We start from the raw sequence: 21,998 nt of genomic DNA, 5'->3' as shown, positions 1-21,998 counted from the left end.
AGTCGCGGCGTCTTGATCAGAAGCTGTGGCGGACGCCGACGTCGAAGCCGGTGGACTTCTGGCCGCCAGCGGTTGCTGCCGGAGCACCCGAGACGGTGAAGCGCGCAGCGCCATCGTTGTCGAGTTGCGAGAACGTCGTGTACAGCGCAGTACGCTTGGACAGGTTGTAGGCATAGCCGATCGCGAACAACTTTGCATCGCCGATCGCGGTGTAGCCAACCACAGACGTCTCAGCCGTGGAATTGGCCTTGGCATCCGTGAACGAAGCGATCAGTTGGCCCTGGCCCAGCGGCACCGTCACGGCAGCCGTCAGGATCTGCTGCTTGCGCGACATGTACTTGGATTCCGTGTACGACAGCGACGGGCGAACCCCGCCGAAGTCATAAGCTGCGGCAACCGAAGTCAGCTTGAACTTGCTGCTGTCTGCTGCATTGGACGTGCTGGCGTAAGCGCCCGACACATGCAGGGGGCCGGCCTTGTAGCCCAGACGAGCCGATTGGCCCTTGTTGGTGCCTGTACCTTCACCGGCCGAGACATCCACACCGCCGTAGAAACCGCCCAGGTTGCTGGGGAGGGAATACGACGCCAGATTGTCAGCACGGCCGAAAGACGTGCCGTTGCCGCTGCCCAGGTTGCTGTAAACGGCGCTGACGCTGCCCAGACCGGTAAACGAGGTCGGGTCGAAGTCTTCAAGATGCAGGCGCGAGACGGTCTTGTTGCGACCCAGGCGCACCTCACCAAAATCGCCGCTCAGGCTGACCGTGGCGCGACGGCCCCAGAAGGCGCTGCCACCACCAGCGACACCGGTGTCGGCATCAACTTGGGATTCCAGCCAGAAGCCAGCCTTCAGGCCGCCGCCCAGGTCTTCCGTGCCGCGGACACCGAAACGGCTGGTGTTCAGGCCACCGGAATCCAGCTTCTTCAGCTTGAGCGAGCCGGTTTTGACGTACTTCATGTCGGCATCGATGACGCCGAACAACGTGACGGAGGATTGCGCAACAGCAGCGCCGCCGGTCAGACCGAGGACGGCCAAGGCAATCAGAGCTTTCTTCATTCGATACTCCTAGATATTCATCCGAGCCGCCGGCCGAGACGGCGCGGTGGCTTACCTCCTGTGAGGAAGTCCGCGTATTCCACTACAGGTTTGACCCGCTCGGGAATTTACGGATATGAAATTGTGTGTTGGCGTTGTCCGAGGACAACGATAGATCCTGTCACGATTTCGCCATATCAATGATCGTTAACTGAATGCAACCGCACACAAGCGCAAGCTTTCCCCGCCCCGTCAGTTTTGGAGATCGCCTCCTTGGCGCGCTCGATTCCGGTCTGCGAACCGTCTTCGCGCCGCCACGAGCGGGGCGTCCGTCTCCCGCAGTCGGCAATGAGTCAATCGCGCTAAGCGCCGCCGAAGCACGGGAAGCCGGTGCGCTGATGCGGGTCAACCACGTCGGAGAAATCTGCGCTCAGGCGCTCTATCAATCGCAGGCACTGTTTGGCCGCAGTGACGAACTGCGCCGGCATTTCGAGCAGGCGGCCCAGGAGGAGCTGGATCACCTGGCCTGGACGGCCGAGCGCGTCGTCGATCTCGGCACGCATACCAGCCATCTCGCACCGCTTTGGTGGGCAGGCGCCTTCGCCTGGGGCAGCCTCGCCGGGATGTCGGGCGACCGCCGCAGTCTCGGCTTTGTAGTTGAGACCGAACGCCAGGTCGAAGCCCATCTGGCCTCGCATCTGGACCGGCTACCCGAAGGCGACACCGCGTCGCGGGCCGTCGTCGAGCAGATGAAGCGCGAGGAGGCCGAGCACGCCGACGCCGCTCTTGCGGCCGGTGCGTTGCCGTTGCCGGCGCCCGTGCGCGGCCTGATGCGCGCGGCGGCCAAGGTCATGACGACCGTGGCCCATCGCTTCTGATCAGCTGTCGACGACTTCGAAGGACGTGCTGATCGCCGAAGCCTTGGCCAGCATGGCCGTCGCGGAGCAGTATTTCTCGTGAGACAGCGCGACGGCGCGCTCCACGGTCTCCGGCTTCAGGCCCTTGCCGCTGACGATGAAGTGGAAATGGATTGCCGTGAACACCTTGGGATCGCTCGTGGCGCGCTCCGCCTTCAGCACGACCTTGCAGCCACGCACGTCGTGGCGGCCACGCTTCAGGATCAGCACAACGTCGTAGGCCGTGCAGCCACCGGTGCCAGCGAGCACCGTTTCCATCGGCCGCGGCGCCAGGTTGCGGCCGCCACCATCGGGGGCGCCATCCATGGTCAATACATGGCCGCTGCCGGTCTCGGCAACGAAGCTCATGCCGCTCGGCCCCTCCGAACCAAGCCAACTGACTGTGCATTCCATCGTCATCTAAGGAGCCAATTCCAATTTGTTCACAGAAAAATATTGCACCGCAGCATAACTCGACGCTAAACTGCAAGCACGCGAAAACGCTTTCGCACCGATTGTCTCCTCCACCGCCTCCATGGTGGATTCAACCCGAGCTTGCAAGAGCTCGGGTTTTTTTTGTCCGTTTTTTGGCAGGCCCGTTGCGACGGGCTCGTCGCTGGCGCTCCACCGGCCTCCGGCCTCTTGCCAAAAAGCCTGTCCGCGCCGCGGTGCGGCGCGACGCCCGTCTTCGCGGGTTGGCGGGACGCGTCTCTTATCATGCGGCGCCCCAATGACCCCCATGGAGACCCGATGAGCGCCCCCTCGCGCCGCAAAGCACCCGCAGCCCAGGTGCCAGCCATGTTGCCGCCCGGCAGCAGCTATCTGCAGCGCATCCTGAACGCCCGGGTCTACGAGGTCGCCCGCGAGACCGCGCTCACCGTCGCCCCCAAGCTGTCGAAGCGCCTGGCCAACAAGGTCTGGCTCAAGCGGGAGGACGAGCAGGACGTCTTCAGCTTCAAGCTGCGCGGCGCGTACAACAAGATGGCGCATCTGACGCCTGAGCAGCGAGCTGCCGGCGTCATCTGCGCCTCGGCCGGCAACCACGCCCAGGGCGTGGCCCTGTCGGCGAAGAAGCTAGGCTGCCGCGCCGTCATCGTGATGCCCGTGACAACGCCTCAGCTCAAGATCGATGCCGTCAAGGCACTCGGCGGCGAGGTAGTCTTGCACGGCGAAAGTTTCACCGAGGCCTATGGCCACGCGCTGGAGTTGGAGCGGGAACAACGCCTGTCCTTCGTGCATCCCTTCGATGACCCCGACGTCATCGCCGGCCAGGGCACGATCGCGATGGAGCTGCTGCGCCAGCACCCCGGCCCCATCGACGCCATCTTCGTCGCCATCGGCGGCGGCGGCCTGATCTCGGGCGTTGCGGCCTACGTCAAGGCGCTGCGGCCGGACATCAAGATCATCGGCGTGCAGACGACCGATTCCGATGCGATGGTCCGCTCGGTCAAGGCCGGCAAACGCGTGACGCTCAGCGATGTCGGTCTGTTCTCTGACGGCACGGCGGTCAAGCTCGTCGGCGAGGAAACCTTCCGCATCACGCGCGAGCTGGTGGACGACTACATCCTCGTCGACACCGACGCCGTCTGCGCGGCGATCAAGGACGTCTTCGAGGACACGCGCTCCATCCTGGAGCCGGCAGGTGCCCTGGGTGTGGCCGCCGTCAAGCAGTACGTCGCCAGCACGGGCGCCAAGGGTCAGACCTTGATCGCCATCACCTGCGGCGCCAACATGAACTTCGACCGCCTGCGCTTCGTCGCCGAGCGGGCCGAGGTGGGCGAGCACCGCGAGGCGCTGTTCGCCGTGACCATTCCCGAGGCGCGCGGCAGCTTCAAACGCTTCTGCGAGTTGCTCGGGCCGCGCAGCGTGACCGAGTTCAACTACCGCATCGCCGACGCAGCCGTCGCCCACATCTTCGTCGGCATCGCCATCTCCAAGCCCGACGACGCTGCCAAGCTGGCCCGCACCTTCACGAAGGCGGGCTTCCAGACGTTGGACCTGACCAACGACGAGCTCGCCAAGCAGCACATCCGTCATATGGTCGGCGGGCGCAGCGAACTGGCGCGCGAGGAGCGCCTTTACCGCTTCCTGTTCCCGGAGCGGCCGGGGGCGCTGATGAAGTTCCTGTCCAGCATGCACCCGGACTGGAACATCAGCCTCTTCCACTACCGCAACCAAGGCGCGGACTACGGCCGCATCCTCGTCGGCATCCAGGTACCCAAGGGCGACGCTGCCGCGTTAAGGGAATTCCTCGGTGGGTTGAATTACCCATTCGAGGATGAAACAACGAACCCTGTCTACCGCTTGTTCCTGGGTTGAGTTGAAATCCACGGGTCCATCAACGCCCGCGCCATGACCGTCGCCCAACAGTCGCTGATCTCCCCCACCGCCAATCCAGAGCTTGAAAAAGCGCTGCGCGACCGCGTCGACCGCCGTTCCGCCATTGCTGGCGGCCTGGGCGAACTGGAACCCCTGGCCGTTCGCCTCGGGCTCGTGCAGAACAGCTTGACGCCGCGCTTCCGCGATCCCGTGCTCGGCCTGTTCGCGTCCGACCACGGCATCGTTGTCGACGGCGTTGGCGCCCAGTGGGGCCGAGCGACCAAGGACCAGGTGCAGATGGCCCTGCACGCGCAGTTGCCGGTGTCCGTGTTCGCGCGGCTGCAGGGGCTGCATCTGACCGTGGTGGACTGCGGCGTTGCCGACAACCTGCCGCCCCATGCCCGGCTGCTGGCGCGCAAGGTGGCCCACGGCACGCGCAATGCACGCACGGCGCTGGCCATGAGCGTGGAGCAGGCGCATGCCGGCGTGCGCGTCGGCATGGAGATCGCCGACAACCTGCCCGGCAATGTGCTGGCCTGCGCCGGCATGGGCCAGGGTTCCGCCGAATGCGCGGCTCTGGTGCTGTCGCGCCTGGCCGATCAGCCGGTGCGCGACTTCGTCGTCTCCGGCCCGACGATGCGCCAGGACGACCTCATCCATCTGCTCGATGTGCTACAGGGCGCCCAAGCCCGCCACCGCGATGCCAAGGACCCGATGGACCTGCTGGCGGCCTTCGGCGGCCATGAGCTGGCCGTCATGGTGGGTGCCATGCTCGTGGCGGCCAGCAAGCGCAGCCTCATCATCGTGGACGGTATCGCCGCCTGCGCGGCGCTCAAGCTCGCGTCACTGATCTGCGCGCCAGTGACCGACTACGCCGTGTTCTGTCGCAGCCACGTGCACCGGGGCCTGGACGAAGCGCTGGCGCTGTTCCACGCCTCGGCCCTGCTGGAGCTGGGCATGGACAGCGCCGACGGCACCGGTGCGGCACTGGCCTGGCCCATGATCCGCTCGGCGGCGGCGCTGCTGACTGATCTGCACGAAGTGGCCGAGGCGCGCTTGGCGATCAGGCCCGAGCCCGGCGCTCACGTGCCCACGCTGAGCGCCTGAACCTCAGCGCAGTTCCTGGCCACGGGGGCCGGGAGCTGATGCGGCCAAGGGCATGCCGTAAGCGGGCGGCGCGGCGGCTTGAGGGGGCGGCATCTGCTGCATCTGCGCCCCCTGCGGCATCGTGCCAGGCGGGTTGCCGCCCAGCACCACGGGGGACGGCGCTGCCGCCATCAGCGAGCCCGTTGCGGGTGCGGCCGGTGGGCTCATCTCCAGCACCTGGACAGGCGCATCGCCGACCCGGCCCAGGCCGGCGCTGCGGGCATTCACGCGCAGCAGCCGCAGCTCGCCATCGACGACGGCACCAACACGCACCGTGCGTGTCACGCCATCCACCTCGATCAACGCGACGCCCTCGCCGGCCTCCGCTGCCTTGGCGCTCTTGGGCGCCACGACACCGACCAGGCGCAGCCGCGTGGACGGTGCCAGTTCGGGCCCGGGCGCCGGCTCAGCAGGGCCCGAACCGAGCAGCCGGGCCAGGTCGACCGACCCCGACCGAACCTCACCGGCAGGCAGCACCGACGCCGGCATGGCCAGCGGCCGGGCGAGCAACTGCAGACCCCAGTAAGCCACGGTGCCGCCGAGCAGCAGCCACACCCAGAACGCCATCAATCGAGCAAGCATGGCCCATTATGATGGCCCGCTCACTGCAGCCCAAGCGCTCATCCATGTCTGCCCTGCGTCGTTCCTCCCTTGCCCGCGGCTTCACGCTGATCGAACTGCTGGTCGTGCTCGTCATCATCGGCGTGCTCGCGGCCCTCGTCGTGCCCAATGTGCTGGACCGCGCCGAGGACGCTCGCGTCACCGCAGCCCGCACCGACGTCAACAACCTGATGCAGGCGCTCAAGCTCTACAAGCTCGACAACCAGCGCTACCCCAGCGCCGAACAGGGCTTGGACGCGCTGGTGCACAAGCCGACCGCCGGCACGCCGCCGCCGAACTGGAAGAACTATCTAGAGAAGCTGCCCAACGACCCGTGGGGCCACCCCTACCAGTACGCCAATCCCGGCGTGAAGGGCGAGGTCGATGTCTACAGCTTCGGCGCCGACGGCCACGCCGGCGGTGAGGGCCGTGACGCTGACGTCGGCTCCTGGCAATAAGCCGCGCGGCTTCACGCTGATCGAGTTGCTCGTCGTGGTGGCGTTGATCGCCATCACCAGCGCAACGATTTCACTGGCCCTGCGCGACCCTGCCGAGCTGCAACTGCAGCGAGAAGCCCAGCGCCTAGCTGCGCTGCTAGAGGCGGCGCGTGCCGAGAGCCGCGCTTCGGGCCTGGCCGTGCGCTGGATCCCCGCAGCCATCAAGACCGGCGACGACTTCCGCTTCGAGGGCCTGCCGCGCACCATCCAACTGCCGTCGCGCTGGTTGGGTGACCCGGTCGCCGTGACCATAGCGAACGCAAGCGCCACCAACCCCGGCCTCGTACTCGGCCCGGAGCCCCTCATCCCGGCCCAGCGCCTGCAACTGCAGCTCGGCAGCCAGCGCGTCGTGCTGGGCACGGACGGTTTGTCGGCCTTCGACGTCATTCCCCCCCAATGAACAGGCAGGTCGGCTTCACACTGATCGAGGTGCTGGTGGCCCTGGTCATCGTCGCCATCGCGCTCGGCGCCGGCATCAAGGCGGCCGGGGCGCTGACCGGCAACGCCGACCGGCTGGCCCAGGTCAGCGCCGCGCAGTGGTGCGCCGAGAACACGCTGACCGAACTGCGCCTGACGCAGCAGTTTCCCGACATCGGCGAGTCGCCCTTCTCCTGCGAGCAGCTCGGCCGCACCTATGGCGGCAAGCTCAAGGTCAGTGCGACGCCCAACCCGCTGTTCCGCCGCGTCGACGCCGACGTGGCGGACGACGCCGGCCGGCCGATGCTGACGCTGTCGACCATCATGGGCAAGCCGTGAACAGCGCTGACCGCACCCGCGGCTTCACCCTCGTCGAAGTGCTCGTCGCCCTCGTCGTCATGGCGACGATGGCGGCCATGGCCTGGCGCGGCATCGACGCCCTTGTGAAGAGCCGTGAGATCGCGCAGGCGCGCCTGGCCCAGACCGCGCGGCTGCAGACCGTGCTGGCCCAGTGGGAGGTCGACCTGCGCGCGCTGCAGAACAGCCACAGCACCGTGCAGCCCATCGCCTTCGACGGCGGCAACCTCGTGCTCACGCGCCAGGCCCCGACCGGCCTGCAAGTCGTCGTCTGGAGCCTGCGCGACAGCAGTCTGTGGCGCTGGGAAAGCCCCAGCGTGCTGACCATCGAGAACCTGGAGAACGAGCGCCAGCGCGGCCTGCAGCAGCTGGCCCAGGGCAACCCGGCGCTGCGTGCCTTCGACGGCGTGGCGGGCTGGCAGTTCTACTGCTTCTGGGGCAATGCCTGGAGCAACTGCCAGTCCACCGGCGGCACGGCGCAGACCAACGCCGGGCCGGTCAACCCCAAGGCTTCCGGCCAGACGCCGGCCGGCCTGCGCATCGCGATGCAGTTCGCCGAAGGCAGCGGCCTTGTCGGCACACTGACGCGCGAGTTGGAAGTGACCGTGCGATGAGCGCCGCGTCGGGCCGCCCCAAGCAAGCTCGCACGCCCTCGGGGGGAGTGAGCCCGGACTTGGGATGCCCAGAGGGCGTGCCAAGCCTGGCGAACGCCTGGCCGATCCGTCGGACAGGCAAGGCCGCAGGCCGAAGGAGGTACCCGTGACGGCCCGCCGGCATCAACGCGGAGCGGCCCTGCTCACGGCCATGATCATCGTCACGCTGATCGCCAGCCTCGCCGCCGGCATGGTCTGGCAGCAATACCGCGCCGTGCAGATCGAGGCCGCCGACCGCGCCCGCGCGCAGAGCGCCTGGATCCTGCAGGGGGCGCTGGACTGGGCGCGACTGATTCTGAAGGAAGACCTCCGCGCCGACCAGAGCAAGCCACCGCTCAAGGACCACCTCGGCGAGCCCTGGGCCGTGCCGCTGGCCGAGGCGCGACTGTCCACCTTCCTGGCCGCTGAACGCACGGCCGCCACCGACGACGAAGGCCCCGAGGCCTTCCTGTCCGGCACCATCGACGACGCCCAGAGCCGCTACAACCTGCGCGCGCTGATCAACAGCCCCCAGGTGGACCCGCTGGAGCAGCGCGTGCTGGAGCGGCTGTGCAGCCAGGTCAACGCGCCGCCGGGCACGGCCGCCGTCATCATCAACGGACTGCGTGCCGCCTTCCCGGCGCCGGCCAGCGGCGCCAGCGGCCCGGCCAGCGCGCCAGCCACCAGCGACAGCGGCCCCATCCAACCCGCCGGCCTGGACCAGCTCGCCTGGCTGGGGTTGGACGCCGCCACGCTGGCGCGCCTGCAACCCTATGTCGTGCTGTTGCCCAAGCCCACGCCGGTCAACCTGAACACGGCGCCGCGCGAGGTCATCGCGGCCTTGTTTGATGGCGTCGATCTCGCCTCGGCCGAGCGCGTGGTGCAGGGCCGCAAGGCCCAGCCGCTGCAGAACATCGCCGACGCCGCGCCCTTGCTGCCCGCTACCGTCCAGATCACGCCAGGTCGCGCGTCGGTGGACTCGTCCTTCTTCATCGTCACCGGCCGCCTGCGGCTGGACGAGCGGCAACTGGAGCAGCGATCGCTGATCGAGCGCCAGGGCCTGACCATGGTCGTACTGGCCCGCGAGCGCATCAACCAACTGCTCGACCGATGAAGCTGCCCCTCGCCCACCCTCGCATCGCTGAACGCGAGCGAGTCCGGTCGGTCCCCCAAGGAGACGGCGATGCTTGCCGGATCGACCGGCAAGCACATCGCCAGCGCGGGCCGGCTGGGGAGCGGCCCGGCGCTCGGCCCGCAGATTCACGGGACACTACCCGCCCCGTTCGAGTCGCCACATCAAAAGCCCCTCCTAGAATGCGCCGCGCCTGCCTGCCCCTATGAGCACCCTGCTGCTGTTCCTGCCCGCCCGAGCGCGCCTGCGCGCCCTGGGCCGAGCCGCGCCTGCGGCGACCGAGCCGGCGCGAGCCGGCGCGCTGCCTGAGTACGACTGGGCGCTCACGTCCGACGGCCGCCACGTCGACCGCGAAGGCCGCTCCGCCGCCACGGCGCTGCCGGCGGCAGAGAGCGTCGTCGCCGTCGTGCCCGAGTCCGACATCAGCTGGCGCTGCGTGGAACTGCCGCGCGCCGGCCGCCAGATGCGCGCGGCCCTGGCCGGCAAGCTGGAAGAGGCCTTGCTCGACGACCCCGAGACCGTGCACTTCGCCGTCGAGCCCGACGCCGCTGGTGGTGACACGGCCTGGGTGGCCATCACGTCCAAGCCCTGGCTGGCCGATCACCTCGCCCGGCTCGACGCGGCCCATGTCTTCGTCGACCGCGTCGCGCCGCTGTCCTGGCCGGACGAACTGGCGCGCGGCCATTTCTTCGAGACGCAAAACGGCAGCGGCGAAGAAGGCATCGCACTACGCTGGAGCCACGCCGACGGCGTCGCGACGCTGCCGCTGCAGGGCGGCCTGCCGCGGCAGCTCTTCCCGCCCGGCATCGTGCATGCCGCGCAGTGGACGGCCACACCCGGCATCGCCACCAGCGCCGAACGCTGGCTGGGCACCACGGTGACGGTGCTGACGCCTGCGCAGCGCGCCCTGGCCGTCGTCGAGGGCGCCTGGGACCTGCGTCAGTTCGACCTGGCACCGCGGGCCCGGGGCGTCCGGGCGCTGCGCCTGTTCAGCCGCGGCCTGATGCGCAAGCCCTGGCAGCCGGTGCGCTGGGGGCTGGGCGCCCTGATCGTCGTGCAATTGCTGGGCCTCAACCTCTGGGCCTGGCACCAGAACCGCGAGCTGGCCGCGCACCGCGAGGCCATCACCACAACGCTGACCGGCGCCTTCCCGCAGGTGCGCGCCATCCTCGACGCGCCGGTGCAGATGCAAAAGCAGCTCGACCTGCTGCGCATCAGCGCCGGCAGCGTCGGCGAGCAAGACCTGGAGGCCCTGCTCGGCGCCGCCGCCACCGCCTGGCCGGCCGACCGCCCGCCCGCCGAGGCCCTGGCCTTCGAGCCGGGGCGCCTGACCGTGTCGGCCCAAGGCTGGGCGCCGCCCCAGATCGACAACTTCCGCAGCCAGTTGCAAAGCGACGGCTGGCAACTCGACGCCAGCGAAGGCAAGCTGACCCTCAGCCGCGCCAGCGCCCAAGGACGACGCTGATGGCTACCCGTTTCCCCTCCTCCACCGCCGCCGCCGATGGCGGCTTTGCCGCCCAGCTGCGCCACGCCCGCGCCCAGGCTCTCACGCAATGGCAGACGCTCGGTGAGCGCGAACGCCTTGTGCTGAGCGTTGTCGCCGTGCTGCTGGGCCTGCTGATGGCGTGGGCCCTGCTGCTGGCGCCGGCTCTGCGCACCTTGAAGGCCGCACCCGCCGAGCTCGAAAAGCTGGAGCTGCAGTTGCAGCAGATGCAGGCGCAGGCCCAGGAAGCCGGTGCGCTGCGCAAGGCACCCAGCGTGCCGCCGGCCCAGGCCCAGGCGGCACTGACCGCCTCGGTCGAGCATCTGGGCCCGGTCGCCCGACTGAACCTGACGGGCGATCGCGCCGTCATCACGCTGAACGGCATCGCGCCGCAGGCCTTGCAGGCCTGGCTGGGCGAGGTGCGCTCGGCGGCACGTGCGCGCCCGGTCGAAGCGCAACTGACACGCGGCCCCACAGGCTATTCCGGCAGCCTCGTCCTCAGCCTGGGAGGGGGCGCCTGATGGCCTGGTTCAAGAAGAAATCCGCGCCACCGCCGATGACAGTGCAGGAGTCCGTCTTCAGCGCCAGCACGCTGCTGACCGGCCGCTCGGTGCGCCACGCCACGGCACGGCGCTGGAGCATCGCTGGCGCCTTGATCGGCCTCGTCGGCGCGCTCATCCTGTTCGCACCGGCGAGCTGGCTAGCACGCTCGCTGGCCTCGGCCACGGGCGAGCACCTGCTGCTCGTCGACACGCGCGGCAGCATCTGGAACGGCTCGGGCGTGCTCGTGCTGACGGGCGGTGTCGGCAGTCGGGACGCGTCCTCGCTGCCCGGCCGGCTGCACTGGAGGATGAGCCTCAAGACGACGGGCCTGCAGCTCGCTGCGCGGCAGGACTGCTGCATCAACGGCGAACTGCTGCTGGGCATCAAGCCCGGCCTGGGCCGCATGGAGATCAGCATCGACAGCCGCGCCGACTGGCTGGCGCGCCTGCCGGCCAGTGTGCTGGCGGGCCTGGGCACGCCGTGGAACACGCTGCAGCTCGGCGGCTCGCTGCGGCTGTCGGCACGCGAGTTCCGGCTGGAGTCGGTGCAGGGCCGTTGGCGCCAGTTCGGCGAACTGCAGTTCGACCTGCTCAACCTGTCCTCGCGCATCTCCACCGTCGCGCCGCTGGGCAGCTACCGCTTCAACCTCGCCGCCGACCCGGGCAACCCCGGCGTTAGCACGCTGCGCCTGTCCACGCTGGAAGGGGCCTTGCAGCTCACCGGTGCGGGCACGGTGGTGCCGGGCGGCAAGAGCCGCTTTGTTGGCGAAGCCGGCGCCGCGCCGGGCCGCGAGGAAGCGCTCAACAACCTGCTGAACATCATCGGACGCCGCCAGGGGGCGCGCTCCGTCTTGACGATCGGATGATCATGAATCCCCAACGCACCGCTACCGCGATTGCCGCGCTGCTGCTGGCCGCAGGCAGCGCGTTCGCGCAGCCCGACAACGCCACCGTGCAGCGCGCCCGCCCGAACTCGGGCAAAGGCCCGGCGATCAGGGCCAGCTCGCCGGTCACGCTGAACTTCGTCAATGCCGACATCGAGGCCGTGACGCGCGCCATCGGCGTCATGCTGGACCGGCAAATCATCATCGACCCGCGCGTCAAGGGCACGGTCACGGTCTACAGCGAGCAGCCGGTGTCGGTGGCCGAGGCCTACCGCAACTACCTCGCCGCCCTGCGCGGCTTGGGCTTCACCGTCGTCGAGACGGCCGGCCTGCTGAAGGTGCTGCCCGAGGCCGACGCCAAGCTGCAGGCGGGCTCGGTCGCCATCGAGACCAGCAGCGCCCGGGGCGACCAGATCCTGACGCAGATCTTCCGCATCCAGCACGAGAACGCGAATAACCTCGTCGCCGTGTTGCGCCCGCTGATCAGCCCCAACAACACCATCAACGCCAACCCGGGCAACAACAGCCTGGTCATCACCGATTACGCGGACAACCTGCAGCGCATCGCCAAGATCATCGCGGCGATGGATACGCCAGGCACCAGCGACATCGAAATCGTCCCGCTCAAGCACGCCGTCGCGGCCGACCTGGCGCCGCTGGTGCAGCGCCTGGCCGACGGCGGTGCCACCACCGCGCAGGCCGTGCCGGGCCAAAGCAGCAGCGCCGTCAACGTGCTGGTGGACCCGCGCTCCAACGGCCTGATCCTGCGCGCCAGCAACCCCACGCGCCTGGCCGCCGTGCGCTCCATGGTCGACAAGCTCGACCAGCCCAGCATCGACGGCGGCAACAGCATCCGCGTCGTCTACCTGAAGAACGCCGACGCGACCAAACTGGCGGCCGTGCTGCGCGCGGCCTTCGGCGCCGCGTCCTCCGGCGGCGGCAGCGGCGGCAGCTCGTCGGGCACCTCCAGCCTCAGCGGCAACGGCACACTGACCGGCGGCGCGCAGTCGCTAACGGGCAACAACAACGGTGGCAACAACAGCGGTGGCATGACCTCCACCGCAGCGACGGCACCGTTGAGCCAGTCCGCCGGGCCCTCCACGGGCGGCTTCGTGCAGGCCGACACGGCCACCAACTCGCTGATCATCACGGCACCCGAGCCGCTGTACCGCCAGGTGCGCGCCGTCATCGAGCAGTTGGACGGCCGCCGCGCGCAGGTCTACGTCGAGTCGCTGATTGTCAAGATCGACAACAGCAAGTCGGCCCAGTTCGGCATCCAGTGGCAGAACCTGTTCGGCAGCAAGGGCGACTCCAGCATCACCGGCGCTGGCACCAACTTCGGCTCGGGCCTGGCCAACATCATCAACGCAACCGGCGCCGTCGCAGGCGGCAGGGACGGCGTGACCAAGGGGCTGGCCGGCGGCGCGGCGCCCCAGGGGCTGAACATCGGCGTGATCAAGAAGTTCGGCAGCTTCTACACGCTGGGCGCGGTGGCCAACTTCTTCGAGAGCCAGAGCGGCGCCAACGTGCTGTCCACGCCCAACATCGTGTCGCTGGACAACGAGGAGGCGCGCATCGTCATCGGCCAGAACGTGCCCTTCGTGACCGGCTCCTACGCCGCCACGGCCGGGACCGGCGGCAACGTCAACCCCTTCCAGACCGTGGACCGCAAGGACGTCGGCCTGACGCTGAAGATCAAGAGCCAGATCGGTGAAGGCGGCACGGTGCGCATGGTGGTCTATCAGGAGAACTCCTCCGTCGTGCCCGGCAGCACGGGCACCAACGGCCCGACGCTGGATAAGAGCGCCATCGAGACCAATGTCATCGTCGATGACGGCGACCTGATCGTGCTGGGGGGGTTGCTCAAGGACGAGTACACCGACGGCGGCGACGGCGTGCCAGGCCTGTCCAAGATCCCGCTGCTGGGCAACCTCTTCAAGAGCGAGAACCGCCGCCGCGTGAAGACCAACCTGATGGTCTTCCTGCGCCCGGTGGTCATGCGCAGCGCGCAAAGCGGCAACGAGCTGACGCTGGACCGCTACCGCAGCATCCGTGCAGTGCAAGAGGCCAGCCAGCCGCCGCAGCGGCTACTGCTGCCCGACACCGGCGCGCCGGTGATGCCCGAGCCCACGTTCTCGTCGCCGAGCAAGGCGCTGCCGCAGCCTTCCCTGCAACCGCCCACTCCGCCGCAGCAGCCGCAGCAAGTGCCGCAGCAAGAGCCCCAGCAACCGCCGCAATAACGGACCATGGCCGCCATCCGCCACCCCCTGCCCTATGCCTTCGCACGGGCCAATACCGTGCTGCTGGAAGACGACGGCAACACGCTGACGCTGTGGGCGCCGCCCGAGGTCGGCTGGGCGACGCTGTCCGAGGTGCAACGCCTGTACGCGGTGGACCGGCTGGAGTCCGAGGCCGCGAACTCGCTGACCGAGCGCATCAGCACGGCCTACGCCGGCAGCGAATCGAGCGCGGCCGTCGTCGTCGGCGAGGTCGAGAGCGCGGTGGACCTGTCGCGCATGATGCAGGACCTGCCGGCGGTGGAGGACTTGCTCGAAGCCGCCAACGACGCGCCCATCATCCGCATGCTCAACGCGCTGCTGACCCAGGCGGCCAAGGACGGCGCGAGCGACATCCACATCGAGCCCTACGAGCGCTCCAGCTCCGTGCGCTTTCGCGTCGACGGCACGCTGCGCGAGGTGGTGCAGCCCAACCGGGCGCTGCACGCCGCGCTGATCTCGCGGCTGAAGATCATGGCCGAGCTGGACATCGCCGAGAAGCGCCTGCCGCAGGACGGCCGCATCTCGCTGCGCATCGGCGGCCGAGCCATCGACGTGCGCGTGTCCACGCTGCCCAGCGCCCATGGTGAGCGCGCCGTGCTGCGCCTGCTGGACAAGAGCGAATCCAAGTTCACGCTCGAAGGCCTGGGCATGGACGGCCAGGTGCTGTCGTCCTTCAAGAAGCTGGTGCAGCAGCCGCACGGCATCGTCCTCGTCACCGGCCCGACGGGCTCGGGCAAGACGACCTCGCTGTATGCCTCGCTACAGACCGTGGACACGGCCACCACCAATGTGCTGACCGTCGAGGACCCGATCGAGTACGAGCTGCCCGGCATTGGCCAGACGCAGGTCAACGCCAAGATCGACCTGACCTTTGCGAAGGCCCTGCGCGCCATCCTGCGCCAGGACCCAGACGTCATCATGATCGGCGAGATCCGCGACTTTGAGACCGCACAGATCGCCATCCAGGCTTCGCTGACGGGCCACCTGGTGCTCGCCACGCTGCACACCAACGACGCCCCCAGTGCCGTCACGCGGCTGACCGACATGGGCGTGGAGCCCTTCCTTCTCAGCAGCTCGCTGCTCGGCGTACTGGCCCAGCGCCTGGTGCGGCGCCTGTGCCCCGTCTGCAAGACGCAGGACGACCATGGCCGCTGGCACCCCGTGGGCTGCGACGCCTGCGGCCAGACCGGCTACAAGGGCCGCACGGGCGTCTACGAGCTGATGGTGGCCGACGACGCCGTGCGCAGCCTCATTCACAACCGCGCGCCCGAAAGCCAGCTGCAGGCCGCCGCCGAGGCCATCGGGCTGCGCTCGATGCGCGAGGACGGCGAGCGGCTGATCGAGTCCGGTGTCACGTCACTGGAAGAAGTGCTGCGCGTGACCCGCGAATGATATGAAGCCCCCCGCCCAAGGCATACCTTGGCCGGCCCCCCGAGGGGGCGGCGATGCTCGCGGCTTCGAACCGCGAGCACATCGCCAGCGCGGGCCGGCTTGGGAGCGGCCCGGCGCTCGTCCCGCAGAATGCCGTTGACATGCCCGCCTACAAATACGAAGCCCTCGCCGCCTCCGGCCGCCAGACCAGTGGCCTGATCGAGGCCGACAACCCGCGCGCCGCCCGCGCGATGGTGCGCACGCAAGGCCTGACGCCGCTGTCCATCGAGATGGTGCAGCAGCACGGCGCGCAAGAGGGCAGCCGCTTCGCGCGGCGCGTCTTCAGCTCGACGGCGCTGGCCGTCTGGACGCGCCAGCTCGCCGGCCTCGTCGGCTCCAGCCTGCCCATCGAGCGCGCCCTGACCGCGCTCGCCGATGAGAGCGAGGACGTCAAGCAGCGCGAGCTCATCAGCCAACTCAAGGCCGAGGTCAACGCCGGCTCGACCTTCGCCCGCGCGCTGGCCATGTCGCCGCGCGAGTTCAACGACGTCTACCGCGGCGTCGTCGCCGCTGGCGAGCAGAGCGGCGCGCTCGGCCAGGTGCTGGAGAAACTGGCCGACGACCTCGAGAGCAGCCAGGACCTCAAGTCCAAGCTCATCGGCGCCATGGCCTACCCGGCCATCGTGTCGCTCATCTCGGTGCTCATCGTCATCTTCCTCGTCACCTACGTCGTGCCGCAGATCGCAACCGTGTTCACCAGCTCCAAGCGCACCTTGCCCGCGCTGACCATCGCGATGCTGGCCTTCAGCGACTTCGTGCGCCACTGGGGCTGGGCGATGCTCGCCGCCCTTGTCGTCGCCGCGCTGCTGCTGCGCCAGGCGCTCAAGGCGACAGCCTTCCGGCTGCGCTTCGACGCCGCCGTCCTGGGCCTGCCGCTGATCGGCCGGCTGGCACGCGGCTACAACGCGGCGCGCTTCGCCGGCACGCTGGCCATGCTGGCCGGCGCCGGCGTGCCCATCCTGAAGGCGTTGCAGGCGGCGGCCGAGACACTGTCCAACCGCGCCATGCGGGCCGACGCGCTGGACGCGCTGGTGCAGGTGCGCGAAGGCGCGCCGCTGGGCTCGGCGCTGGCGGGCAGGAAGCGCTTCCCCGGCATCCTGGCCATGTTCGCCCGCCTGGGCGAGCAGACCGGCCAGTTGCCCGAGATGCTGGGCCGCGCCGCACGCCAGCTCAGCGTCGAGGTGCAGCGCCGCTCCATGGCTGCGGCCACGCTGCTGGAGCCGCTGCTCATCGTCGCGATGGGCGCCATCGTGCTGATGATCGTGCTGGCGGTGCTGCTGCCCATCATCCAGCTGAATACTTGGGTGAAATAGGTCGCCCGATGCCAGCCACGCTCACCGGTCAACTCGTCGTCGCGATCTCGTCGCGCGCGCTCTTCGATTTCGAGGCCGAGAACGAGGTCTTCGAGGCCAGCGACGACCGCGCCTACATGGCCCTGCAGCAGCAGCGCCTGGACGAGCCCGCGCCGCCCGGCGTGGCCTTCTCGCTGGTGCGCAAGCTGCTGGCCTTCAACGACGGCCGGCTCGATTCAGGGCCGCAGGTCGAGGTGGTCGTGCTGTCGCGCAATGACCCGATCTCGGGCCTGCGCGTGTTCCGCTCGGCCAAGCATTACGGCCTGCCGGTGGAGCGCGGCGTGTTCACGCGTGGCGCGTCACCGTGGCGTTATCTCAAACCACTGTCGGCGAATCTCTTCCTGTCGGCCAACGACGACGATGTGCGCCAGGCGCTCGCGGCCGGCGTGGCCGCCGCTCGCGTGATGCCGCTGGCGGCGCGTGCTTCGGCGGCTCACCCGAACGAGCTGCGCATCGCCTTCGACGGCGACGCGGTGCTGTTCTCCGACGAGGCCGAGCAGGTCTACCAGCGCGACGGTCTGGCGGCGTTCCGCGAGCACGAGCTGCAGCGCGCCCACCTGCCGCTGCCGGCCGGGCCGTTCAAACCGGTGCTGCAGGCGCTGCAACGGCTGCAGCAGGCACCCGGCGGCGGCATGCGCGTGCGCACCGCCCTCGTCACGGCGCGCAGTGCGCCGGCGCATGAAAGGGCCATCCGCACGCTGATGGACTGGGACATCGAGGTCGACGAGGCAATGTTCCTCGGCGGCCTTGCCAAAGGCGAGTTCCTGCGCGAGTTCGAGCCGGACTTCTTCTTCGATGACCAGGTGGGTCATGTCGAAAGTGCCGCCGTGCACGTGCCGGCGGGCCAGGTGACCGCAGGCGTCGCCAGCGCTATCGCCCACGGGCGGTAGAGCTGGGCGGGACCAGTCAGGGCAGTAGCTGCAGCGCCAGGCTGCGCTCGGCCAGCCACAGCGTGGCCAGCGCGGCGATGGCGCTGGATGCGCCCGGCACGATCCAGCGCCGGTAGGCCCTGCGCTCACGCAGCAGCAGCGCCAGCGGCAGCAGCACGGCCACCGCGGCGAGCTGGCCCAGTTCTACGCCCACGTTGAAGCCGAGCAGCGGCTTCAGCAGCTCAGCGCCGCGCAGGCCCAGGTCCTTCAGCGGCCCCGCAAACCCCACGCCGTGCACGAGGCCGAAGAGCCCGACCATGACCCAGCGCGGCCCCGGCACGAAGGGCCGGATGTTGTCCAGCGCCGCCAGCAGCACGGTCAGCGCGATCAGCGATTCGATCCAGCGGGACGGCGGGTTGATGACGCCGCTGGCCGCCAGGCCCAGCGTGATGGAGTGCGCGACGGTGAAGGCGGTGACGAGCTTGAGCGTCTCGGCCACCGCGCTGCGTGCACTGGCGCGCGGCGCCCAGCCGGCGCCGTCACGACGCCACACCGCCACGAGGATGAGCGTGGCAAGGAAGAGCAGGTGATCGAGGCCGCTGGCGATGTGGGCCATGCCCTCGATGACGAAGCTGCCCAGGCCCGCACCGCTGGCGCTCAGCGTCTGCGGGCCGGCGCCGGGCACCAGCACCAGCGGGTCGCCGGCTGTACCCACCAGCCGGGCCAGGCCGCGGTGGCCGGCGTCGGTGGCGGCGAAGAGGCGGTAGTCGATGGCCAGCGCCTGCACGGTCGCCGGGCAAAGCCAGCGCGTGACGAGCACGGCGTGCATGCCGTCGCTGTGTTCGTCGAGCTGCGGCGTGCCAGCGCCCGTCGGCTGGCAGGTGGCGCCGGCGGCGGTGAAGCGCGTGCCGTCGGCAGCGAGCCGTTCGATGTCGCCCCAGTGCGTGCGCACCTCGCCCCAGCTGAGCACACCGTCGCCGTCGGCATCCAGGCCCAGGTCGCGGTCCAGGTCGCGCAGCGAGATGTCCAGGCGCTGCTCGACCTCCGCTCCGTCCACCCGATAGCGCAGGTAGGCCTCGCTGGACTGGTGGGCCCAGGCGCTGGTGCTGGCGCAGAACAGCAGCAGCAGGACGAGTCCGCGAAAGGTCACGAGGTCAGGCTCCGGTGGCGGGTAGAAGGGCAGCAAGGGCAGCAAGGGCAGCAAGGCGGGCATCTTGCCAGCCCCGTTCGCGCACGAAGCGCGCCAGCTCGCGGCGTGCGGGCTCGCCGTCGCGGCCGGTGGCCTGGGCGGCGCGCAGCAGCAGCACGGCGTCGGCCGGTTCACGCTGCATGGCCCAGTTGACCTGGGCCAGGCGCAGCGCCTCGCGCGGCTGCTCGGCCACGTCCAGCGCGAAGCGGGCCTGCTCGCGGGCATGCTTGCCGGGCTCGCGCTTGTCGGCGGCGGCGAGGCTGTCGCGCAGGCGGGCGGTGGGCGCGGCGGCCTCGCTGTCCGGGCGGCCCAGGCGGTGCAGCGCGATGACATGACGCAAGAGCACCGCGTCGGCGTTGGAGCCCTCGGTCAGCGCCAGCGCCTCGGCGTCGCGGCCCTGGGCCAGCAGCCAGTCGGCCAGCGCCGCGCGGGTGTAGACCTCGTCGGCGCCCAGCAGCGCTTGGCGGTACAGCGCGAGCGCCGAGGCATCACCCATGCGCTCAGCCAGCTCGGCGCGCATCACCGCGAGCCAGGGCAGCACGTGGCGGCCCGGGCTCAGCCGGGCCAGCGCCTGCGCGGCGGCTGGGGCCTTGCCGGACAGGCTGTCCAGCTCCGCCAGGCAGGCGGCTGCGGGCAGGGGCGCGAGCGGCTTCAGCTGCTCGCACAGCGCGCGCGCCTGCGGCAGCTCGGCGCGCAGCTGGTGCACGCTGGCTGCGTCGAGCAGCGCCTGGGCGCGGACTTTGGGGGCGAGGTCGTCGCGCGCCAGCAGGCCGCGCAACTGGGCCAGCCCGCCGTCGAAATCATGCCGGGCCTGCAGCACGCGGGCGCGCAGCAGCACGGCCTCAGCAGGCGCGTCGGCGCGCGTCCACCAGGGTGCGAGCGCGGCCTGAGCGGCGCCGAGCTCGCGCGGGTCGCCCAGCACGCGGGCTCGGTCCAGCGCGGCGCGCGCGGTGGCCAGCGCCAGCGGCAGCTGGGCCGGGTCACGCGCGAGCGCCGCCCGACGCGTGCGCTCGGCGGCGTCCACGCGGTAGGGCAGGCGCTGCACGGTGTCACCGTCGCTCTTCGGTGTGAAGGGCTCCGCCGAAACCGCGAGCGGCGCCAGCAGGAGCAGGACGAGCAGCGCCTTCATTCAGACGGGCAGCGGTTCGTCGGTCTCGCTGGTCGCCAGGTCGCCGGCCGGCAGCGTCAGCGGCTCGCTGGTCTCGTCGCTGAAGCTCTGGCCGTTCAAGAAGCTCACGAAGGCAGACGACGAGACGATGGCGCCGTCCGGCACGGCCGTCAGCGGCTCGGGCGGCGGCGGGGCCGTGTAGTCCGAACCGCCGCCGCAGGCGACGAGGGCCAGGCTGGCGGCACCGGCCGCCGCCACGTTGAACAGGGTGCGCATGGCGGCTTCCTTCACTTGGTGCCCGGGATGGGCGTGTTGAGGTAGGGGAAGGTGCCGAGCAGCGGCACGACGGCCTGGTCGACCGCGTCATGCAGCTTGAAGGCGGTGGCGCCCAGCGGCACGGCGGACGGCTTGCACGCGGCGCCGAAGCCGAGCGCATCGGTGTCGCCGTTGGCCATGCACAGGCCGCCCATCACCGCCACCAGCGAGATGTCGACGACGTCGTCCTTGGGGCGGCGGCCGTTGGGGTAGCCGGCACTGTCGCTGCCGCCGGCCAGGATGTTGCCGACGATGCCCAGACGGTTCTGCTGCGCGAAGGCGACCGGCGCGATGGCTGTGTTGAGGCGCAGCATTTCAGACGGCGTCACGGTGGCCAGTTGGTTGACGCCCTTGATGCCGGTCAGGAAGGTCGTGACCAGGTCGTTGCGCGGGAAGTTCGTCGGCGCCGTGTTGGGCAGGGCCAGCGCAATTTCGAGCAACGCGGGCAGCGTCGGGTTGGTCACGTAGTCGGCAAACTGGGTGTCGTCCTTGGGCTTGGACGAGTTGAACTTGTCCTTGTCCTTCAGGCCGATGACGACCTCGTTGACAAGTGGCATGCCCAGCCGCGAGACCTGCACCCAGGCGCCACCGGCCTTCTCGGCCGTCTGGTGGCCCGAAGCGGGCTTGGGGTCGAGCAAGCGGCCTTGGCGCAGGCTGGCCGTCGTCCAGCCGCCGATGACGTCGCTGCCGGCACCCTTCAGGCAATCCTTGTGGATCTCCAGCGCCAGCGTGGTGACGTTCTTGTCGCCGATGGTGTTGGGCGCGGCATTGATCAGCGCGGGGTCGGTGATGACCGAGACCGGCGCGTTCACCAGGTCGAAAATCGTGCCGAGGTTGACGGCAAACGGGTCCTGGCGCTGGCCGACGAAGACCTTGGCCGGCGTGGCGCAGCCCGGGATCGTGATCGGGTAGACATGCTTGGCCGCGTAGGCCGGGTAGTCGGCGATCGTCTTCTTGCCGATGTTGTCGACCGGCTTGTCGAAGGTGGTGGCGCCGCTCGTCGCGTGGGCCACGGCCTGGGCGGTGCCGCTGCGGCGGTCGCCGCGCACGACGGTCAGCGTGTAGCTCTCATTGAGCTGCAGGTTGCCGTCCTTCACGTTGGCCACCGCACCGGCCTGGATCAGCGGGATGCCGACCATCTTGCCGCCCACGTTCAGGCTGACGCCCGCGCCGTTGTTGGCCAGCTTGTTCTTGAAGCGGAACTGGAAGCTGATGTCTTCCTTGGCGTCGCCGGTGTTGTCGACGTGGATCTCGTAGAGCGCGTTCGGGTCCAGCGAGAAGTAGTTGGGGCCGCCGTAGCCGTCCTGCAGCGGCAGGTAGTTGGCGATCAGCGTGACCATGCCGTCGCGGTTGGGCTCGTAGCTGCGGAACATGTAGAAGTCCGAAGCGTCGACCTTGGGGACCGTTGTGATGAAGGGCGCTTCGCGGTGGCTGGAGGCCTGGGCGCCAGCGGCCAGGCAAAGCAGTGCCGTGGCCAGTGCGCTGTGGGTGAGTCGGGCGTTCATGGGGGGCATCCT

General features: G+C 69.5%; 22 protein-coding genes. 15 read left to right on the top strand and 7 right to left on the bottom strand.

The genetic code is table 11. The annotated features are described in order from the left end of the window. Positions 1 to 16: 16 nt before the first annotated feature. Complete coding sequence (locus ABIS05_RS02570; protein ID WP_348013998.1) at positions 17 to 1,054, bottom strand: porin; 1,038 nt, start codon at positions 1,052 to 1,054, stop codon at positions 17 to 19. Positions 1,055 to 1,248: 194 nt separating this feature from the next. Here ABIS05_RS02570 and coq7 point away from each other — a divergent pair, with 194 nt between their 5' ends. Next, positions 1,249 to 1,911 (top strand): 2-polyprenyl-3-methyl-6-methoxy-1,4-benzoquinone monooxygenase, encoded by a 663-nt coding sequence (coq7, locus tag ABIS05_RS02565; protein WP_348013997.1) that lies wholly within the window; start codon positions 1,249 to 1,251, stop codon positions 1,909 to 1,911. Here coq7 and ABIS05_RS02560 read toward each other — a convergent pair whose 3' ends face one another. Further along, positions 1,912 to 2,343, bottom strand: coding sequence for an OsmC family protein (locus ABIS05_RS02560; RefSeq protein ID WP_348013996.1), 432 nt, complete (start codon positions 2,341 to 2,343; stop codon positions 1,912 to 1,914). Positions 2,344 to 2,679: 336 nt separating this feature from the next. Between ABIS05_RS02560 and ilvA the strand changes: the two genes are divergently transcribed. Together ilvA and ABIS05_RS02550 are read left to right on the top strand one after the other, a co-directional pair. Continuing rightward, positions 2,680 to 4,248, top strand: a complete 1,569-nt coding sequence (gene ilvA, locus ABIS05_RS02555) for a threonine ammonia-lyase, biosynthetic (protein ID WP_407074903.1) — start codon at positions 2,680 to 2,682, stop codon at positions 4,246 to 4,248. Positions 4,249 to 4,281: 33 nt separating this feature from the next. Continuing rightward, the gene (locus ABIS05_RS02550) at positions 4,282 to 5,355 is read left to right on the top strand and encodes a nicotinate-nucleotide--dimethylbenzimidazole phosphoribosyltransferase (protein ID WP_348013995.1); all 1,074 of its coding nucleotides are present in this window, start codon (positions 4,282 to 4,284) and stop codon (positions 5,353 to 5,355) included. Between the two features lie 3 nt (positions 5,356 to 5,358). On the opposite strand, the gene ABIS05_RS02545 is transcribed toward ABIS05_RS02550, so the two are convergent. Then, positions 5,359 to 5,976 carry a hypothetical protein gene (locus ABIS05_RS02545; RefSeq protein ID WP_348013994.1) on the bottom strand — a complete coding sequence of 206 codons (618 nt, stop codon included), beginning with the start codon at positions 5,974 to 5,976 and terminating at the stop codon, positions 5,359 to 5,361. A gap of 44 nt (positions 5,977 to 6,020) precedes the next feature. On the opposite strand from ABIS05_RS02545, the gene gspG reads away from it, so the two are divergent. The 12 genes from gspG to ABIS05_RS02485 all read left to right on the top strand — a co-directional run bounded on the left by gspG (position 6,021) and on the right by ABIS05_RS02485 (position 17,890). After that, positions 6,021 to 6,452, top strand: a complete 432-nt coding sequence (gene gspG / locus ABIS05_RS02540; protein ID WP_348013993.1) for a type II secretion system major pseudopilin GspG — start codon at positions 6,021 to 6,023, stop codon at positions 6,450 to 6,452. Beyond that, on the top strand, positions 6,424 to 6,891 hold the full coding sequence (locus ABIS05_RS02535) for a prepilin-type N-terminal cleavage/methylation domain-containing protein (RefSeq protein WP_348013992.1): 468 nt from the start codon (positions 6,424 to 6,426) through the stop codon (positions 6,889 to 6,891). Before gspG ends, ABIS05_RS02535 begins: the two co-directional genes overlap by 29 nt. Further along, positions 6,888 to 7,247 (top strand): type II secretion system minor pseudopilin GspI, encoded by a 360-nt coding sequence (gene gspI / locus ABIS05_RS02530; protein WP_348013991.1) that lies wholly within the window; start codon positions 6,888 to 6,890, stop codon positions 7,245 to 7,247. The genes ABIS05_RS02535 and gspI overlap by 4 nt, the downstream gene beginning before the upstream one ends. Further along, entirely contained in the window at positions 7,244 to 7,879 is a 636-nt protein-coding gene (locus tag ABIS05_RS02525; protein WP_348013990.1) for a prepilin-type N-terminal cleavage/methylation domain-containing protein, read from the top strand. Before gspI ends, ABIS05_RS02525 begins: the two co-directional genes overlap by 4 nt. A 145-nt stretch (positions 7,880 to 8,024) precedes the next feature. Further along, complete coding sequence (gene gspK / locus ABIS05_RS02520; RefSeq protein WP_348013989.1) at positions 8,025 to 9,011, top strand: type II secretion system minor pseudopilin GspK; 987 nt, start codon at positions 8,025 to 8,027, stop codon at positions 9,009 to 9,011. 223 nt (positions 9,012 to 9,234) lie between these two features. Then, positions 9,235 to 10,494, top strand: a complete 1,260-nt coding sequence (gene gspL / locus ABIS05_RS02515) for a type II secretion system protein GspL (protein ID WP_348013988.1) — start codon at positions 9,235 to 9,237, stop codon at positions 10,492 to 10,494. Continuing rightward, a complete protein-coding gene (gene gspM / locus ABIS05_RS02510) occupies positions 10,494 to 11,033 on the top strand; it encodes a type II secretion system protein GspM (RefSeq protein WP_348013987.1) in 540 nt (179 codons plus the stop codon). Before gspL ends, gspM begins: the two co-directional genes overlap by 1 nt. Next, on the top strand, positions 11,033 to 11,920 hold the full coding sequence (gene gspN, locus ABIS05_RS02505; RefSeq protein ID WP_348013986.1) for a type II secretion system protein N: 888 nt from the start codon (positions 11,033 to 11,035) through the stop codon (positions 11,918 to 11,920). Before gspM ends, gspN begins: the two co-directional genes overlap by 1 nt. 2 nt (positions 11,921 to 11,922) lie before the next feature. After that, on the top strand, positions 11,923 to 14,178 hold the full coding sequence (gspD, locus tag ABIS05_RS02500; protein WP_348013985.1) for a type II secretion system secretin GspD: 2,256 nt from the start codon (positions 11,923 to 11,925) through the stop codon (positions 14,176 to 14,178). Between the two features lie 15 nt (positions 14,179 to 14,193). Then, on the top strand, positions 14,194 to 15,609 hold the full coding sequence (gene gspE / locus ABIS05_RS02495; protein ID WP_348014040.1) for a type II secretion system ATPase GspE: 1,416 nt from the start codon (positions 14,194 to 14,196) through the stop codon (positions 15,607 to 15,609). A 140-nt stretch (positions 15,610 to 15,749) separates the two neighbouring features. Continuing rightward, positions 15,750 to 16,961, top strand: a complete 1,212-nt coding sequence (gene gspF, locus ABIS05_RS02490; RefSeq protein ID WP_348013984.1) for a type II secretion system inner membrane protein GspF — start codon at positions 15,750 to 15,752, stop codon at positions 16,959 to 16,961. An 8-nt stretch (positions 16,962 to 16,969) separates the two neighbouring features. Then, positions 16,970 to 17,890 carry a 5'-nucleotidase gene (locus ABIS05_RS02485; RefSeq protein ID WP_348013983.1) on the top strand — a complete coding sequence of 307 codons (921 nt, stop codon included), beginning with the start codon at positions 16,970 to 16,972 and terminating at the stop codon, positions 17,888 to 17,890. A 16-nt stretch (positions 17,891 to 17,906) separates the two neighbouring features. Here the strand turns inward: ABIS05_RS02485 and ABIS05_RS02480 are convergent, their stop codons facing one another. From ABIS05_RS02480 to ABIS05_RS02465, 4 genes are read right to left on the bottom strand one after another with little or no spacing between them, the layout of a single operon-like run. After that, positions 17,907 to 19,082, bottom strand: a complete 1,176-nt coding sequence (locus ABIS05_RS02480) for a HupE/UreJ family protein (protein ID WP_348063208.1) — start codon at positions 19,080 to 19,082, stop codon at positions 17,907 to 17,909. Next, the gene (locus ABIS05_RS02475; protein WP_348013981.1) at positions 19,024 to 20,187 is read right to left on the bottom strand and encodes a hypothetical protein; all 1,164 of its coding nucleotides are present in this window, start codon (positions 20,185 to 20,187) and stop codon (positions 19,024 to 19,026) included. The genes ABIS05_RS02480 and ABIS05_RS02475 overlap by 59 nt, the downstream gene beginning before the upstream one ends. Then, the gene (locus tag ABIS05_RS02470; protein WP_348013980.1) at positions 20,188 to 20,442 is read right to left on the bottom strand and encodes a hypothetical protein; all 255 of its coding nucleotides are present in this window, start codon (positions 20,440 to 20,442) and stop codon (positions 20,188 to 20,190) included. It abuts the gene before it with no gap. Between the two features lie 11 nt (positions 20,443 to 20,453). After that, on the bottom strand, positions 20,454 to 21,986 hold the full coding sequence (locus ABIS05_RS02465) for a DUF4331 domain-containing protein (RefSeq protein WP_348013979.1): 1,533 nt from the start codon (positions 21,984 to 21,986) through the stop codon (positions 20,454 to 20,456). Between the last annotated feature and the right edge of the window lie 12 nt (positions 21,987 to 21,998).

Origin of the sequence: Roseateles sp., from assembly GCF_039929605.1 — a bacterium.
Classification (GTDB): domain Bacteria; phylum Pseudomonadota; class Gammaproteobacteria; order Burkholderiales; family Burkholderiaceae_C; genus Pelomonas.
This window is presented reverse-complemented; position numbering and strand designations above follow the sequence as displayed.